This is a genomic window from Tenacibaculum sp. TB-53 (assembly GCF_059716285.2).
Genome location: NZ_CM202790.1, coordinates 629731 through 647208 on the forward strand (window position 1 = coordinate 629731; position 17478 = coordinate 647208).

The following is a 17478-nucleotide window of genomic DNA, read 5'->3' on the forward strand; positions in this document are numbered from 1 at the left end:
ATGAGAAAAATAGTAATAATTTTAAGTGTAGTATTTAGTAGTGTAAAACTTGCTGCACAAGAAGTAGAATTACCCCAATATGTAAGTCATTTGGCAGACAATCCATTTTTAATTTCCCCAACCTATGCAGGTATAGGAACAGGTTTACAGGTTAGATTAAATGGAGTAAGCCAGTGGATTGGAGTTAAAGACGCACCCGATACACAATCATTAACAGTTGAAGCACGTATCGCAGATACTTTTGGTGGAGGAATCACGTTATTTAATGATAAAAACGGGTATACCACTCAAAAAGGAGCAAAATTGTCATTTGCAAGTCACTTAACATTAAGTGACTTTCATGATAGTTTTCTATCGTTTGCTTTAAGTTATAGCTTTACGCAATTTGGTATTGATACATCAGAAAATAACTCAGGACAAACAGTATCAAACAGAACTTTAAACAATTCAAACTTTGATGTAGGTTTGTTATATCGTTACGAACGATTTAGTATTAGTGCAAACATTATGAACATCTTAAATAAAGAGATAGAGGATTTTCAAACTGGTGAACCAGAAGTACTAAGAAAGTATGTGCTTTTTACATCTTACACCTTTACGAAATTAAGCAGAAACTTTGAGTTAGAGCCATCAATGCTAGTAGAGTATAGAGAAGCCGATAAACGCTCTAGAACAGATATGAATATTAAAGCAAGAAGAGGAATTAGAGATGGATATGTTTGGGCTGGTTTAAGTTATACGTTCTTAAATGACCAGTTTTTTCAACCAAATGCTATTGCACCATTACTTGGTTTAAAGAAAAATAATCTTTACATGTCGTATGGTTTTAGTATCAATATGAATAAAACACAAGATTATAATTACGGAACACACATGATTACACTTGGGTTTGATTATGAAAGAAGGCCAAGTTTAGCGCGTTGTACACAAAAAATGATCATGTTTTAAAAGATAAAATCTAAAACATACAAGACAGTCTCGAAAGTATGTCATTTCGAGCGAAGTCGAGAAATCTGATTCTCTTAATTCGTGAAATGACAATATTTAGTACTTTTGAGACTGTCTTTTTTTTGATTACATGGAAAACAATAATAACGATACATCAATAAATCTTAACAAGTACATTAGTAGTACAGGTATTTGTTCACGTCGTGAAGCAGAACGCTTTATTACGGAAGGAAGAGTTACCATAAATGGAAACCCTACCCAGTTAGGAAACAGAGTTCATGAAGGAGATGTGGTAAAAATTGATGGAAAACCATTAAAAGCAAAACCCAAAACGATACATATAGCATTAAACAAACCTAAAGGCATTGTTTGTACTACTGATAGTAAAGAACGTAAAAATATCGTGAAATTTGTGGGGCATCCACAACGACTATTTCCTATTGGTCGCTTAGATAAACCTTCAGAAGGATTAATTTTTTTAACCAATGATGGAGATATTGTAAACAAAATATTACGAGCAGGGAATAACCACGAAAAAGAATACATTGTTACGGTAAACAAACCTTTTGATGAGCGCTTTATAAAAAGAATGAGTAATGGAATTCCTATTTTAGGAACTGTAACAAAGAAATGCAAGGTAGAACGTATAAATGATAGCACATTTAAAATAATTTTAGTACAAGGCTTAAATCGTCAAATAAGACGTATGTGTGAATACTTAGGATATGATGTAAAGAAATTAAAACGCACACGTATTATGAACGTAACTTTAGGAAGTTTAAAAGTAGGAGAGTGGCGTGAATTATCATCTAAAGAAATGGATGAAATTAATAAACTCGTAGCAGGTTCGTCAAAAACATACGAAGAAGCAGAAAAAAAGAATCAAAAAGCCTCTCCTCAAAATAACAAACAACCAAAGAAGGAAGCAAGTTTTAAATCCAAGTTTGGAAGAAGAAGAAAAAGTTAAAAACTAGTAATAAGAAACTTTTAACTATCTACTTTTAAACATTCAACTTACATGTGTATCTTTGCCACTTATGCAATTTGACTTAAAAATAACCGATCCAAAAAGTAAAGCACGCGCAGGCGTTATTACTACTGATCATGGAACCATAGAAACTCCAATATTCATGCCTGTAGGTACAGTAGCTACGGTTAAAGGAGTACATCAATCAGAATTAAAAGACGAAATCAATCCTGATATTATTTTAGGAAATACATATCATTTATACTTACGTCCAAAATTAGAAACTTTAGAAGCTGCAGGAGGCTTACATAAGTTCATGAATTGGGATCGTAATATTTTAACTGATAGTGGAGGATATCAAGTATACTCTTTGTCAGGAAGAAGGAAGATAAATGAAGAAGGAGTAAAGTTTAAAAGTCATATTGACGGCTCTACACATTTTTTTACACCAGAAAATGTAATGGAAACACAGCGTACCATTGGAGCAGATATAATTATGGCTTTTGATGAGTGTACGCCATACCCTTGTGATTATAACTATGCAAAACGATCTATGCACATGACTCACCGTTGGTTAGATCGTTGTATAAAACACTTTGAGAACACGCCTCCAAAATATGGATATAGTCAGTCTTTATTTCCAATTGTACAAGGAAGTACATACAAAGATTTACGTAAGCAATCAGCAGAGTATATAGCAAACTCAGGAGCAGAAGGAAATGCGATAGGAGGATTATCAGTAGGAGAACCTGCTGAAGAAATGTATGCAATGACAGAAGTGGTTACTGAAATTTTACCAGAAGACAAACCACGTTATTTAATGGGAGTTGGTACACCAATTAATATTTTAGAAAACATAGCGTTAGGAGTTGATATGTTCGATTGCGTAATGCCAACTCGTAATGCACGTAACGGAATGTTATTTACAGCACATGGTAGCATAAATATTAAAAATAAAAAGTGGGAAAACGATTTTTCTCCAATTGATGAAATGGGCATTACTTGGGTAGATACCATGTATTCTAAAGCCTATTTACGTCACTTATTTGCTGCAAGAGAAATGTTAGGAAAGCAGATAGCTTCTATTCATAACCTAGGGTTTTATTTATGGTTAGTTCGTGAAGCACGTAAACACATAATAGCAGGAGATTTTACTGAATGGAAAGACAAAATGGTAAAACAAATGGATAAACGTTTGTAATTTGAAAATACTAGATTGGTACATATTAAAACGTTACTTAGTAACTTTTCTGTTTACATTACTTATTTTAATACCTATTGCGGTAGCTATTGATATTGCAGAAAAAGTTGATAAGTTTTTACGAGAAGAAAATTTAACATTGTTTGAAATAGTTAACGATTACTATAAAAACTTTATTATTTACTATGCTAATACATTTATGCCATTAGCATTGTTTATAGCAGTTATACTATTTACTTCTAAGCTGGCAAGTAACACAGAAATTGTAGCAATCAATAGCTCACAAGTATCATTCACACGTTTTTTATTTCCATATTTTATAGGAGCAACTATAGTTTGTGCAATAGCACTCTCAATGAACCATTTTTTTGTACCCTCAAGTAGTAAAACACGAAAAGCTTTTGAAAAGAAGTATTTAAAGAAAAAAAAGTATGCAGATAATTCCATCCGAGAGTTTAGCTTACAATTGAATGATAGTACTTATGTATACATTCAAAGTTTTGATTTAAAAAGAAATTCAGGCTATAATTTTTCAATAGATTTATATGACGGTATTAAATTAAAAAAGAAACTTATAGCTGATAATATTAATTGGAAGGAAAAAGATAGTACGTTTAAATTATATAACTGGAAAGAACGAAAAATTTTTAAAGAAAGAGATAGTATCTTTTCGGGGAAAAGTTTAGATACTACATTTACATTTACACCAGAAGATTTTAATTATAAAAATATAATGGCACAAGAAATGAACTCACCAGAGTTGATTAAGTTTATTGAAGTGTCTAGAAAAAGAGGAATAAAAAACTTAAATGCTTATTTAGTAGAATTATATAAGAGAACAAGTTTACCAATTGCGAGCTACATATTAACGTTAATTGCGGTAGGACTAGCACATAGGAAAACTAGAGGAGGCATAGGAGTTAATTTGGCAATAGGTATAAGCGTTATGTTTATTTATGTATTCTTTTTAAAAGTAGCAGAAGTATTAGGAGCTGTAGCAGGAGCAAATGCATTGTTAAATGTTTGGGGACCTAATGTGGTATTTGGTTTATACGCTGTTTATTTATATTTCAATGCAAGGAGATAAATTAAAGAATTACTTACTCTTACATTTAATCGTATTTATTTGGGGGTTTACAGCTATTTTAGGCGCATTAATATCAATTGATGCAGTACCTTTAGTTTGGTTTAGAATGTTGTTAGCAGTAGGTTTTATTGCTTTATATTTTTTAATAAGGAAGAAGTCATTTAAAGTAGAAAAAAAAGCATTAATTAAGTTTGCCATTTCAGGAGTAGTTATAGCAGTACACTGGATAACATTTTTCAAAGCAATAAAAGTATCAAATGTATCTGTAGCTTTAGTAATGATGAGTACTGGAGCTTTTTTTGCCTCATTTATAGAACCTTTCTTTTTTAAAAGAAGAATAAAAACAATAGAAATAGTATTAGGCTTGTTAGTAATAATGGGATTGTACATTATTTTTAATTTTGAAAGTCAGTATACACTAGGTATTATTTATGCATTAATTTCAGCATTTCTCTCCGCATTATTTTCAGTACTAAACGGTTTGTTTATAAAAAAACACGAAGCAAATACTATTTCATTTTATCAGTTATTATTTGGAGTTTTAGGAGTAACTATATATTTATTATTTACACAAAAATTTTCAATAGAGTTTTTTCAATTACAAACAAGTGACTGGATATATTTATTCATTTTAAGTAGTATTTGTACAGCCTATGCTTTTATAGCTTCAGTGCAAGTAATGAGGTATTTAACACCTTATACAGTAATGCTCACGATTAATTTAGAACCTATATACGCTATTATTTTAGCATTATTAATATTTGGAGAAAAAGAACAAATGAATCCAGAGTTTTATTACGGGGCTTGTATTGTTTTAATAGTAGTATTATTAAATGGAGTACTCAAAAATGTTTCTTCCATAAAAAAGAAAATTATAAAAAAATAATATTTTAAGAAAAGTGATGAAGGTAAACTGTACAATTTTTTAGTATGTTTGCCTTTACAAACAACTAACTAGTAAATTAGAAAATCAAACTATATACAAGAATACAATGGAATATTTAGATTTTGAAATGCCAATAAAAGAGCTAGAAGATCAGTTGGCAAAATGTTTTGATATAGGAAAAGAAAGTGATGTAGACGTTACAGCTACATGTCAGAAGATTGAAAAAAAATTAGAAAAAGCTAAGAAAGATATATATAAGAATTTAACGGCATGGCAACGCGTACAGTTATCTCGTCATCCAAATCGTCCTTATACCTTAGATTATATCAAAGCACTTTGTGGAGATACATTTATGGAATTACACGGTGACCGTAGTGTAAAAGATGATAAAGCTATGATTGGAGGACTAGGTAAGATTGGAGACCAATCTTTTATGTTCATAGGTCAGCAAAAAGGATACAATACCAAAACACGTCAATATCGTAACTTTGGTATGGCAAACCCAGAAGGATACCGTAAAGCATTACGTTTAATGCGTATGGCTGAAAAATTTGGAATACCAGTAGTAACTTTAGTAGATACTCCAGGTGCTTACCCAGGATTAGAAGCTGAAGAACGTGGACAAGGAGAAGCAATTGCTCGTAACATCTTTGAAATGACTCGCTTAAAAACTCCAATTATTACCATAATTATTGGAGAAGGAGCTTCAGGGGGAGCTTTAGGAATAGGAGTAGGAGATAGAGTATATATGTTAGAAAACTCTTGGTATTCAGTTATCTCACCTGAAAACTGTTCTTCTATTTTATGGCGTAGTTGGTCAGAAAAAGAAAAAGCAGCAGAAGCATTAAAATTAACGGCAGAAGATGGTATGAAACTAAAAATAGTTGATGATATCATAAAAGAACCTTTAGGAGGTGCACACTCTGACCGTGAAGGAACTTTTAAAGCTGTTAAAGAGCAAATTATAAAAGCGTACGAAGAACTTAATAAGCTTAAAGATAAAGAGTTGATAGCTCAGCGTATGGAGAAATACGAAAATATGGGAGTTTATAAAGAATAGCTTTATATTCTAAAAAACATACTATTAAAACTCGCCAATCGGCGAGTTTTTTTGTTTTATAAATATTTTACAATACGAATTATTTGTTAAATGAATATATATCTATAATTTTGCCGATTGAAATGAGTAATACATTTAATAAATATCTATTTTTATTAATACTTTTATTAAAAGGATGGTCTACATCATATGCAGACCAAAAGACTTTTGATACAACTACCTCAGTGGCTACTTTTAAATCTGTAAACGTAAAAGAAGAGCCACAATTTATTACTCAACACATCAGTAATTACGTTTTTAGCGAAAAATATCAAGATTCTGAAAGGGAGAGTTATTTCGAAATCAGTGAAATTGAAGACAAAACCCAAGACGAAAATGAAGTAGATGAAAGTTTGTCAAAATTCGGAAGTTACTTATCAGCCATTTTACATGCGCAGTTTTTTGAGTGCCAGTTTTGTGTAGTAAAAGAAAAAGCACAACGCTTTAAAGAGTACACTTATAGTACTATTTTAAAATTGCATATTAAATTTCAAGTTTTTATAATTTGATACCCTCTTCGGTAAAGTAAACCTAAACCTTTTATTTAGTTTACTTTATATACCCACACATAAGAATTTAATTAAATTTTTAGAATAACCATTGGTATTCAATGGTTACACACTCACTCTAACTTTACAAATACATACAAAAAATGAAAAAAAACTTCATTTTCATGAGCCTATTTGCGCTATTAATTAATATTAGCTGCGAATCAAAAAAGGAATCTAAACATCCAGAAACAAAGTTCCTTGTAACCAATCCTATTAAAAAAGATACATCAATAACCAAAGATTATGTAAGTCAAATACATGCCATTCAGCATATAGAATTGAGGGCACTAGAAAAAGGATATTTAAAGAAAGTATTTGTTGATGAAGGACAGCATGTAAAAAAAGGACAAAACATGTTTCAAATATCAGCAAACGTTTATAAGGCAGATTTACAAAAAGCAAAAGCTGAGGCAAAAGCTGCTGAAATTGAATATAAAAACACGGAATTATTAGCAGAAGGAAACGTAGTTTCTAAAAACGAATTAGCCTTAGCAAAAGCAAATTACGAAAAAGCAAAAGCAGAAGTAATGCTAGCCCAAACACACCTAGGTTTTACAAGTATTAAGGCACCGTTTAATGGTATAATGGATCACCTACATGTTAGAAAAGGAAGTTTGTTAGATGAAGGAGAACTCCTAACAACACTATCAGACAATAGCAAAATGTGGGTATATTTTAATGTGCCAGAAACAGAATATCTAGACTATATAATGAGTCAAGATAAAGACAAGAAAAAAGAAGTAATACTTTTAATGGCAAATAACAAACCATTCAATCAAAAAGGAATTGTAGAAACGATTGAGGGAGAGTTTAACAATGAAACAGGAAACATTGCCTTTAGAGCAACTTTCCCAAATCCAGATGGAATTTTAAGACACGGAGAAACAGGAAGTATTTTAATGGAAGTTCCGTACGAAGGAGCTTTAATAATTCCACAAAAAGCCACTTTTGAAGTATTAGATAAAAAATATGTTTTTGTAGTAGATAAAAACAATATAGTAAAACAACGAGAAATTACTGTAGAAGCAGAATTACCACACTTATTTATAGTAGAAAAAGGACTTACAGAAAACGATAAAATATTGTTAGAAGGAATCCGTATGGTAAAAGATCAACAAAAGATACATGTTGAGTTTAAAGAGCCAAATGCTGTAATGTCTAGTTTAGACTTATATGCAGAGTAATCAAAAACTAAAATTCAACAAAACATGTTTAGTCAATTTATAAAAAGACCAGTACTAGCAATTGTTATTTCGATAATAGTTGTTTTTACGGGGTTGTTATCAATAAAACAACTCCCAATATCACAGTTTCCACAAATTGCACCAACCACGGTAAACATATTTATAGCATACCCAGGTTCAAGTGCAGATGTATTGGTAAACTCAACACTAATTCCTCTAGAAACAGCCATCAATGGAGTACAAGGAATGCGTTATATCGCTTCTGATGCTACCAGTGCAGGAGAAGGAACCCTACGTGTAATTTTTGAACCCGGTACAGATCCCAACCAAGCAGTAGTAAGGGTAAAAACAAGGGTAGATCAAGTAATGCCTTTATTACCTGAATTAGTACAGCGAGAAGGAGTAATTATTACTCCAGTACAACCAAGTATGTTAATGTATGTGAACCTTTTTAGTAAAGAAAAAAATAACGATGAAAAGTTCCTATACAACTATGCATATACCAAAATGATACCAGAAATTCAACGAATCAACGGTATCGCCAGTGCTAAAATTTTAGGAAGTAGAAAATATGCGATGAGAGTTTGGTTAAAACCCGACCGAATGAGAGCCTATAATATTTCTGCAGAAGAAATTTTAGAAGCGATGGAAGACCAAAGTATTTTGGCAAGACCTGGAAGATTAGGAAGAAGTTCAGGAATCAAATCACAATCACTAGAATACGTACTTACCTATCAAAACAGGTATAACGAACCAAATCAGTACAAAGACATTATTATTCGAGCAAATGAAGAGGGAGAAATTTTAAAACTAAAAGATGTTGCCGAAGTAAAATTAGGGAGTGAATTCTTCGATATTTACTCAAATTTAGATGGACACCCATCAGCATCTATTGTTTTAAAACAAACCTTTGGAAGTAATGGTAGTGATGTAATAGCATCGGTAAAAGAAAAACTAAAAGAACTAAAAGAAGATCTACCTCCAGGTATTGACTTTCAAATTAGTTATGACGTTTCTAACTTTTTAGATGCCTCAATAGAACAAGTAATACATACACTTAGAGATGCCTTTATTTTAGTGGCAATTGTGGTGTTTCTCTTCTTAGGAGATTTACGATCAACCTTAATTCCAATTATAGCAGTGCCAGTATCTTTAATTGGAGCGTTCTTTGTAATGCAACTTTTTGGGCTTTCAATAAACCTAATTACGCTGTTTGCATTAGTGTTAGCCATAGGTATTGTGGTAGATGATGCTATTGTGGTGGTAGAAGCAGTCCATTTAAAAATGGAGAAGGAACATCTTACACCTTACCAAGCATCTAAGGCAGCATTAGGAGAAATAGGGGGAGCTATTTTAGCAATTACATTGGTTATGGTCTCTGTATTTGTGCCAATTTCATTTATGACAGGGCCCGTAGGAGTTTTTTACAGACAATTCTCTATAACAATGGCGGGTTCTATCATTATTTCAGCAGTGGTAGCATTAACATTAACACCAGTATTGTGTGCAATAATGTTGAAGAATAACCACGGAAAAGAAAGAAAAAAATCAATAATAGATAAATTTATTGATTGGTTTAACAAAGGGTTTGAAAAACTTACAGGAAGATATGTAAAAGTGTTAAACAGAATCGTAGCAAGAAGAATGTTAACCTTTGGAGTATTACTAGCTTTCTGTGCAGGAATATTTATTACCAATAAAACATTACCAGCAGGTTTTATTCCTAGTGAAGATCAAGGAATGATCTATGCTATTATTCAAACACCACCAGGTGCTACCTTAGAACGTACAAATGAAGTAGCAAGAAAACTACAACAGATTTGTGAAGAAACCGAAGGAGTAGAATCAGTTTCATCTTTAGCAGGATATGAAATTATGACCGAAGGTAGAGGATCCAATGCAGGTACCTGTTTAATTAACTTAAAACCATGGTCAGAACGTCATCATTCTGTACATGAAATCATGGAAGAATTAGAAGAAGAAACCAAAGATTTAGGGGCGGTTATAGAATATTTTGAACCACCAGCAGTACCAGGTTTTGGATCTTCAGGAGGATTCTCAATGCGTTTATTAGATAAAACAAACTCAACAGACTACCACGAATTTGAACGTATCAATAACAAATTCATGGAATCGTTATCAAAACGAAAAGAGCTTACAGGTTTATTTACTTTTTATTCTGCAAACTATCCGCAGTACGAATTAAAAATCGACAATAAAAAAGCGATGCAAAAAGGAGTAACCATTGGTAAAGCCATGGAAAACCTAAACATTTTAATAGGTAGTACCTATGAACAAGGTTTTATTCGTTTTGGTAGATTTTTTAAAGTGTATACACAAGCAGCGCCAGAATACAGGAGAATCCCTTCAGATTTAGAAAAACTATATGTTAAAAATGAGGGAGGAAAAATGGTGCCTTATTCAGCGTTCATGAGTTTAGAAAAAAAACTAGGACCTAATGAGATAACACGATACAATTTATATAATTCAGCAGCTATTAGAGGGTTACCAGCATCAGGATACACAAGTGGAGATGCTATTAACGCAATTAAAGAAGTAGCAGCAAAAGAATTACCAAGAGGGTATGATGTTGCTTGGGAAGGACTTACCTATGATGAAGCACAAAGAGGTAATGAATCAGTGTATATTTTCATCATTGTATTAGCTTTTGTATACTTTGTGTTAGCAGCACAATACGAAAGTTTTATACTGCCATTAGCAGTGATTTTCTCACTTCCAGTAGGAGTGTACGGGTCATTCACACTCTTAAAACTAATGGGCCTAGCGAATGATGTATATGCACAAATCGGAATAATAATGCTGGTTGGTTTATTAGGTAAAAATGCAGTGTTAATTGTAGAATTTGCAGTACTAAAACGAAGCCAGGGAGCTACAATTTTTGAAGCAGCTATTGAAGGAGCTAAAGAACGATTCAGGCCAATTTTAATGACTTCATTTGCATTTATAGCAGGATTAATACCGTTAGTTATAGCTCACGGAGCAGGAGCTATTGGAAACAGAACTATTGGTGGGTCAGCTTTAGGAGGAATGTTAATAGGAACCATTTTCGGAGTTTTAATTATACCAGGTCTCTATTACATATTTGCTAAAATGAGTGATGGAAGAAGCTTAATTAAAGACGAAGCTAATGAACCAGTTTCTGAAGAGTTTATAAGAATAAATGAAGTTGAAGGAAGTAAAACAAAAGTTAAAATAACAGAGCTTAAAAAACTTCTAAAGAAAATAATTAAAAGAGAAAACAATGAAAACTAAACGAAGAAGTTCATTTGTAATAAAAAAAGCACACTTTTTAAGTGTGCTTGTCCTCTTAATTTTGTGCTCTTGCGTGCCAAATCAAGTATTAAGAGAGGAGAACAAAGCAGTACCAGAGAATTTTAAGAATCAACCAGCAGACTCATTAAGTACAGCTACTATTAAATGGCGTGACTTTTTTTCAGATTCACATTTAATTTCTCTGATAGATACAGCTTTATCAAAGAACCAAGAGTTGAACATAATGTTACAACAAGTAGCTATTTCAAAAAATAACATCAAAGCAAAAAAAGGTGAGTATTTACCGTTTGTAAATATGTATGCAGGAGCTGAATTAGAAAAGGTTGGGAAGTATACTAGAAATGGTGCTGTAGAAGAAAATTTAGATATCCGCGAAGGGGAAAAATTTCCTGAACCATTAACTGATTTTTCAATAGGACTTTCAGCTTCTTGGGAGCTAGATGTATGGAAGAAGTTACGAAATGAGAAGAAAGCAGCAGTATTAGAATACTTAGCTAGTGTTGAAGGAAAAAACTTTATGGTAACTAATTTGGTTTCAGAAATTGCAAATTCATATTACGAATTAGTAGCATTAGATAATGAATTATCTATGGTTTCACAAAACTTAGAGATTCAAAAAAATGCATTGCAAATGGTAAAGCTTCAAAAGCAAGCCGCAAGAACAACAGAATTAGCAGTACGTAGGTTTGAAGCGAGTGTACTTAAAAACCAAAGTCACCTATACGAACTTCAACAAGAGATTGTAGAAACTGAAAATAAAATTAACTTTTTAGTAGGAAGGTACCCACAACCTATAGAAAGAAACTCAGATAATTTTATAGACAAACCTATTGAAGGAGTAAAAGCAGGAATTCCATCACAACTGTTACAAAACAGACCCGATTTAAGGAGAGCTGAATACGAGTTAGCAGCAGCTAAATTGAATACCAAAATAGCACGAGCTAATTTTTATCCATCAATAGGAATTAAAGCAGGAGTGGGGTTACAAGCATTTAAACCTAAGTTTTTAACATCAACACCAGAATCGTTAGTCTATTCTTTAGCAGGAGATATTGTAGGACCTTTAATCAATAGAAATGCGATAAAAGCAGCTTATAAAACAGCCAATAATAAACAATTACAAGCTGTTTATGAATACGAAAGAGCTATTTTAAATGCGTATTTAGAAGTAGCCAATGAGCTTTCAAAAATTGACAACTTGAAAAATAGTTACGATTTAAAAAAGCAACAAGTAGAAGCGTTAAATGAATCTATAGATCTTTCAGTTCGTTTGTTTAAATCAGCAAGAGCAGAATATACAGAAGTGTTGTTAACACAAAGAGAAGCATTAGAGTCTAAAATTGAAATCATAGAAACGAAAAGAGATCAATTATTAGCAAATGTAAAAGTATATAAAGCCTTAGGAGGAGGCTGGAACTAATTTTTCATTCGTTATTAACTATTAATTGTTGTTAAAGTGGTAGTTTTATAAACTATCCAAGAGACTCGCTAATTGGTGAGTCTTTTTTTTTCAATACTTTTCAAGTACCTTCGTACAACCTCATAAAAAGAGATTGTAATATCATAATTCAATGAGTAAAGAAGAGTTAGCTATAAAAACCACCTATTTTAGTATTCTAAGCAATACTAGTTTAGCAATTATAAAAGGACTAGCAGGTATTTTTGGAAACTCATACGCGTTAATAGCAGATGCAATTGAATCTACTACCGATATTTTTTCTTCTCTTTTAGTGTTGTTAGGGTTGAAATATGCGAAAAGACCTGCAGATAAAAATCACCCATACGGACACGGAAAAATAGAACCTTTAATCACCTTTGTAGTAGTTGCTTTTTTGGTAACTTCGGCTACAATTATTGCCTATGAAAGTATACAGAATATCCAAACTCCACACAAAACTCCTAAACCATGGACGTTACTCGTTTTAGGGGCAATTATTATTTGGAAAGAAATATCCTTTCAAGTGGTTATCAGAAAGAGTAAAGAAACTAATAGTTCTTCTTTAAAAGCAGATGCGTGGCATCATAGAAGTGATGCAATTACTTCTGTAATGGCATTCATAGGGATTTCAATAGCACTTATTTTTAAAGAAGGTTATGAAACTGCTGATGATTGGGCAGCTTTATTGGCTTCGTTCTTTATTTTATACAATAGTTACCTAATTTTTAGACCAGCACTGGGTGAAATAATGGATGAACATGTATATGATGATTTAATAGAAGAAATAAGAGAAAAATCTATGGAAGTGACAGGTGTTTTAGGAACAGAAAAATGCTTTGTTCGTAAAGCAGGAATGAAATATCATGTAGATTTACATGCGATTGTAGATAGTACTATTACAGTAAAAGAAGGACACGATATTGCTCATAAATTAAAAGACTATTTAAGAGAAAAACTCCCAGACTTGGAGCATGTTTTAATTCATATAGAACCTAATGAATATTAAAAAAGCAACCTTTTTACTGAGCGTAGTCGAAGTATGGTTGCTTTTTTTGTTTATGGTATATTTAAATACTTGTGTGTTTGTAAGGAAATTTTCCATTGAGGATGCTCCATCACATAATCAATAATTAGAGGAGTCATTTTTTCCTTTTTACTCCATTCAGGTTGTAAAAATAATTTACATTTTTTACCAACTTTAGCAGCCTGTTCCTCAGCAAACTGAAAATCATTTTTATTATGAATAATCATTTTCAACTCATCTGCTTCTTGATAAGCACGTTCTAAAGGTAATTTTGTTTTTTTAGGCGATAAACAAAACCAATCCCAAACCCCAGAAAAGTCATACGCTCCAGAAGTTTCAATATGTGTTTTAATACCTTTTTCTTGAAGTTGCCCTGTAATATAGTCTAAACTCCACATTAAAGGCTCTCCACCTGTAATTACCACAGTTTCGGCATATTTCTTTGCATTTTCAACAATAATATCCGTTTTTGTAGGCGGATGTAAATTAGCATCCCAGCTTTCTTTTACATCACACCAATGGCAACCTACATCGCAACCACCAATACGAATAAAATAAGCAGCAGTACCAGTGTGTGCCCCTTCTCCCTGAATCGTGTAAAATTCTTCCATTAACGGAAGCATTTCTCCTGTATTAATTAACTCTTGTACTTCTTTTTTCAACATAAGAGTGCAAAGATAGGCAACATTAAAAATTAATGAATGATTTTTGTTACTTTTACGTGTTTTTATCACAAAAAAGGTCATAAATAATGAGTAAAACCGAAGAGTTTTTCAATTACATCAAAGAGGGCTATACAACAAAAGGAGAGTTTATTACGCTAGGAGCAGGAATGTTAGGAGAAGAAACTGTAACAAACGCTCATGTAAATATTCCTTTAAAAACATTAAACCGTCACGGATTAATAGCTGGAGCAACAGGAACAGGAAAAACAAAAACCTTACAAGTGCTGGCAGAAAACATGTCAGAAAAAGGAATACCTGTATTGTTAATGGATGTAAAAGGAGACTTAAGTGGATTAGCACAACCAAGCCCAGGGCATGCTAAGATTGATGAACGCCATGAAAAAATCGGAATACCATTTACTCCAACAAAATATCCAATAGAAATTTTATCAATTTCAGAACAAAACGGAGTTCGTTTACGTGCTACAGTTTCTGAATTTGGACCTGTTTTATTATCACGTATTTTAGATTTGACTGAAACACAATCTGGAATTGTAGCGATTATTTTTAAATATTGTGATGATAACCAATTACCGTTATTAGACTTAAAAGATTTCAAGAAAATCCTTCAATACATAACCAATGAAGGAAAAGAAGAGATTAAAAAAGAATACGGACGAATTTCTACCGCAAGTACTGGGGCTATTCTTAGAAAAATTGTTGAAATTGAGCAACAAGGAGGTGATTTATTCTTCGGAGAAAAATCATTTGATGTTGACGATTTAACTCGTATTGATGAAAACGGACGTGGCGTTATTTCTGTATTACGCTTGACAGATATTCAAGATAGACCAAAGTTGTTTTCAACCTTTATGCTACAGTTACTAGCTGAGGTATATGAAACTTTTCCAGAACAAGGAGATAGTGGTCGACCAGAATTGGTGATTTTTATAGATGAAGCCCATTTAGTATTTGATGAAGCTTCAAAAGCGTTGTTAAGTCAAATAGAAAGCATCGTAAAATTAATTCGATCTAAAGGAATAGGATTATACTTTGTAACACAAAACCCAAAAGATGTTCCGGAAGACGTATTAGCACAGTTAGGAATGAAGATTCAACATGCCTTACGTGCCTTTACAGCAAAAGATAGAAAAGCAATTAAATTAGCCGCAGAAAACTATCCAGATTCTGAATATTACGATACTAAAGAAGTATTAACACAGTTGGGAATAGGAGAGGCGTTGATTTCTGTATTAAATGAAAAAGGAATTCCAACACCATTGGCACGAACCATGTTACGTGCACCTATGAGTAGAATGGATGTATTAACAGATAAGGAAATTAAACAAGTTTTAGATAATTCAAGATTAATCCCGAAATACAACGATACTATTGATAGGGAGAGTGCTTACGAAATGCTAAACGAGAAGATAGAAAAAGTCAACAAAGAAAAAACTGAAGAAGCACGCAAAGAGGAGGAAGAAAAAACAAGAAGAAAATCTTCAACACGTAGTAGAAGCACACGTATGAACCCAATAGTAAAGGTATTAACCAGTGCTACCTTTATAAGAGCAGCCTTTGGAATTTTGAAAAAAGTAATAAAATAAAAAATACAAGAAATAGACGTTTTAAATATAAAAGAAGACAAATGAGAACATTTATGAAACCTTTAGTTATCGCAGTAATATCAGTACTATTTATCCAGTGTGGTAATAGCAAATTTGATATTGCTAAAGGAAAAGTAGGAAAGTTAACAACGAAAACAACTGTTAACGAAATAGAAAACGTATTTAAGCAAGACTCAGTAGTTAAAGTATTAAGTGAAGGGGCTAAAGGAAATAATCTTTTTCAAGAAGATGATAAGTATTTAGTATATGAAAAAGGAGGAAAGCATTTACTAACAATTACTCCAAAAGAACAATTAGACTCTACGTCAACAATTAAGAGTATTGAGATTTTTGATGATCGTTTTAAAACAAAATCAGGAGTAAATATAAAATCTACTTTTCAAGAAATTAATGCAAATACTAAGGTAAGTAAAGTAGAGTCATCATTTTCATCAGCAACCTTATTTATTGATGATTTAAACGCAACAATAACGATTGATAATGAAGATTTAGGTTTAAAAGAATTTAGTACTCAAAAAGTAACCAAAGAACAAATTCCAGATTTAGCCAAAATTAAATCATTTACTATTTGGTTTAACTAAAATATTTGAAGCCGAAACATATGTTTCGGCTTTTTAATTAATAACAGCTATGTAATTTTTAAAAGATGGAAGTAATAAAAATAGCATTTTTTGTATTGGGAGTTTTCTTTGGAGAAAACAGTAGGATAGGAGCGGAGAAAACAACCGTTACCATAAACCCAAATAAGCAAACAATAACCATAGTTCAAGAAAACATATTTGCACTTATAGCGAATGAAGCAGATAGTATGCAAGTTAGTACAGAGCTAGAAAAGGTGATAGCAAGAAATTGGAGAAAAGAAATAGAAACCTATCCATCAAAATCATGTACTTTTTATGTTACTGATAAAGGGGATTTAAACGCAAAAATTATACTGAAGTATCCTTCTGAAAATGTATTAAGAGATTTTGCTTTAGATTTTAATAAAGAAGCTAAAGAATTCTCTTTAATTAATATCCCTGATTGGAATGTTGAAACAGAAGATGGAGCATTAAAAGGAAATTATTGGCGATTTAGTGCAGACGACAGCTTTACTTTTGTTGTTACTCCTTTTAAAAATATGCCTGATAAGTTTAAAGACGCTAAAAGAAATCTTGCTCCAATTTGGGAAGCTGAAAAAGAGTAAATGAAACATTGCATAATTACAAAGCTACAGTATTTTTTTATTACTTCTCCTCTCCTTACTCTGGAGATGGACAATTCAATTTTTAATAAGTAATCAATCATAGTTTTATAGCTAACACTAATAACTTTAGAGTTTATAAAAAAATATTTATAGAAAAAACCTTTTAATTTTCAAGAGAATAAATGTTGAGTGTTCTGTTTTTTAAATAGCTGACTTAACTTTAATAGAGTCACCTATAGAAAATCATTTTTACTAACTTCTACAGGGGTACTTTAAGTAAATGTTGAAGTTGTGATTAATTAAAAAGAAAGGAATAGGGT

Annotated in this window: 15 protein-coding genes; 14 read left to right on the forward strand and 1 reads right to left on the reverse strand. The window is 32.0% G+C overall.

What is annotated here, in order from left to right; genetic code table 11:
* The 11 genes from AC3VJB_RS02855 (at window position 1) to AC3VJB_RS02905 (ending at window position 13661) form a co-directional block, all read left to right on the forward strand.
* A complete protein-coding gene (locus AC3VJB_RS02855; RefSeq protein ID WP_073183073.1) occupies window positions 1–948 on the forward strand; it encodes a PorP/SprF family type IX secretion system membrane protein in 948 nt (315 codons plus the stop codon).
* Between the two features lie 130 nt (window positions 949–1078).
* Entirely contained in the window at window positions 1079–1915 is an 837-nt protein-coding gene (gene rluF / locus AC3VJB_RS02860) for a 23S rRNA pseudouridine(2604) synthase RluF (protein WP_437824391.1), read from the forward strand.
* Window positions 1916–1985: 70 nt separating this feature from the next.
* The gene (tgt, locus tag AC3VJB_RS02865) at window positions 1986–3116 is read left to right on the forward strand and encodes a tRNA guanosine(34) transglycosylase Tgt (protein WP_047789398.1); all 1131 of its coding nucleotides are present in this window, start codon (window positions 1986–1988) and stop codon (window positions 3114–3116) included.
* Window position 3117: 1 nt separating this feature from the next.
* Window positions 3118–4203 carry an LptF/LptG family permease gene (locus AC3VJB_RS02870; protein WP_047789399.1) on the forward strand — a complete coding sequence of 362 codons (1086 nt, stop codon included), beginning with the start codon at window positions 3118–3120 and terminating at the stop codon, window positions 4201–4203.
* The gene (locus AC3VJB_RS02875; protein ID WP_394421432.1) at window positions 4190–5089 is read left to right on the forward strand and encodes a DMT family transporter; all 900 of its coding nucleotides are present in this window, start codon (window positions 4190–4192) and stop codon (window positions 5087–5089) included. The genes AC3VJB_RS02870 and AC3VJB_RS02875 overlap by 14 nt, the downstream gene beginning before the upstream one ends.
* A 106-nt stretch (window positions 5090–5195) precedes the next feature.
* Complete coding sequence (locus tag AC3VJB_RS02880; RefSeq protein ID WP_047789401.1) at window positions 5196–6149, forward strand: acetyl-CoA carboxylase carboxyltransferase subunit alpha; 954 nt, start codon at window positions 5196–5198, stop codon at window positions 6147–6149.
* Window positions 6150–6271: 122 nt separating this feature from the next.
* Window positions 6272–6697, forward strand: coding sequence for a hypothetical protein (locus tag AC3VJB_RS02885; protein ID WP_047789402.1), 426 nt, complete (start codon window positions 6272–6274; stop codon window positions 6695–6697).
* Window positions 6698–6840: 143 nt separating this feature from the next.
* Complete coding sequence (locus AC3VJB_RS02890) at window positions 6841–7923, forward strand: efflux RND transporter periplasmic adaptor subunit (RefSeq protein WP_497666731.1); 1083 nt, start codon at window positions 6841–6843, stop codon at window positions 7921–7923.
* A gap of 24 nt (window positions 7924–7947) precedes the next feature.
* Window positions 7948–11196: an efflux RND transporter permease subunit gene (locus AC3VJB_RS02895; RefSeq protein ID WP_497666732.1), complete on the forward strand. Its 3249-nt coding sequence runs from the start codon at window positions 7948–7950 to the stop codon at window positions 11194–11196.
* Window positions 11186–12637: a TolC family protein gene (locus AC3VJB_RS02900; RefSeq protein WP_437824397.1), complete on the forward strand. Its 1452-nt coding sequence runs from the start codon at window positions 11186–11188 to the stop codon at window positions 12635–12637. Before AC3VJB_RS02895 ends, AC3VJB_RS02900 begins: the two co-directional genes overlap by 11 nt.
* A 151-nt stretch (window positions 12638–12788) precedes the next feature.
* Window positions 12789–13661, forward strand: coding sequence for a cation diffusion facilitator family transporter (locus AC3VJB_RS02905; protein WP_167713982.1), 873 nt, complete (start codon window positions 12789–12791; stop codon window positions 13659–13661).
* A 50-nt stretch (window positions 13662–13711) separates the two neighbouring features.
* On the opposite strand, the gene AC3VJB_RS02910 is transcribed toward AC3VJB_RS02905, so the two are convergent.
* Window positions 13712–14344 carry a 7-carboxy-7-deazaguanine synthase QueE gene (locus tag AC3VJB_RS02910; RefSeq protein ID WP_167713981.1) on the reverse strand — a complete coding sequence of 211 codons (633 nt, stop codon included), beginning with the start codon at window positions 14342–14344 and terminating at the stop codon, window positions 13712–13714.
* 86 nt (window positions 14345–14430) lie between these two features.
* Between AC3VJB_RS02910 and AC3VJB_RS02915 the strand changes: the two genes are divergently transcribed.
* The 3 genes from AC3VJB_RS02915 (at window position 14431) to AC3VJB_RS02925 (ending at window position 17158) form a co-directional block, all read left to right on the forward strand.
* Window positions 14431–15951 (forward strand): helicase HerA-like domain-containing protein, encoded by a 1521-nt coding sequence (locus AC3VJB_RS02915; RefSeq protein ID WP_159490833.1) that lies wholly within the window; start codon window positions 14431–14433, stop codon window positions 15949–15951.
* A 41-nt stretch (window positions 15952–15992) separates the two neighbouring features.
* Window positions 15993–16553, forward strand: a complete 561-nt coding sequence (locus AC3VJB_RS02920) for a hypothetical protein (RefSeq protein WP_047789409.1) — start codon at window positions 15993–15995, stop codon at window positions 16551–16553.
* A gap of 65 nt (window positions 16554–16618) precedes the next feature.
* Window positions 16619–17158: a hypothetical protein gene (locus tag AC3VJB_RS02925; protein WP_253056322.1), complete on the forward strand. Its 540-nt coding sequence runs from the start codon at window positions 16619–16621 to the stop codon at window positions 17156–17158.
* Window positions 17159–17478: the final 320 nt, after the last annotated feature.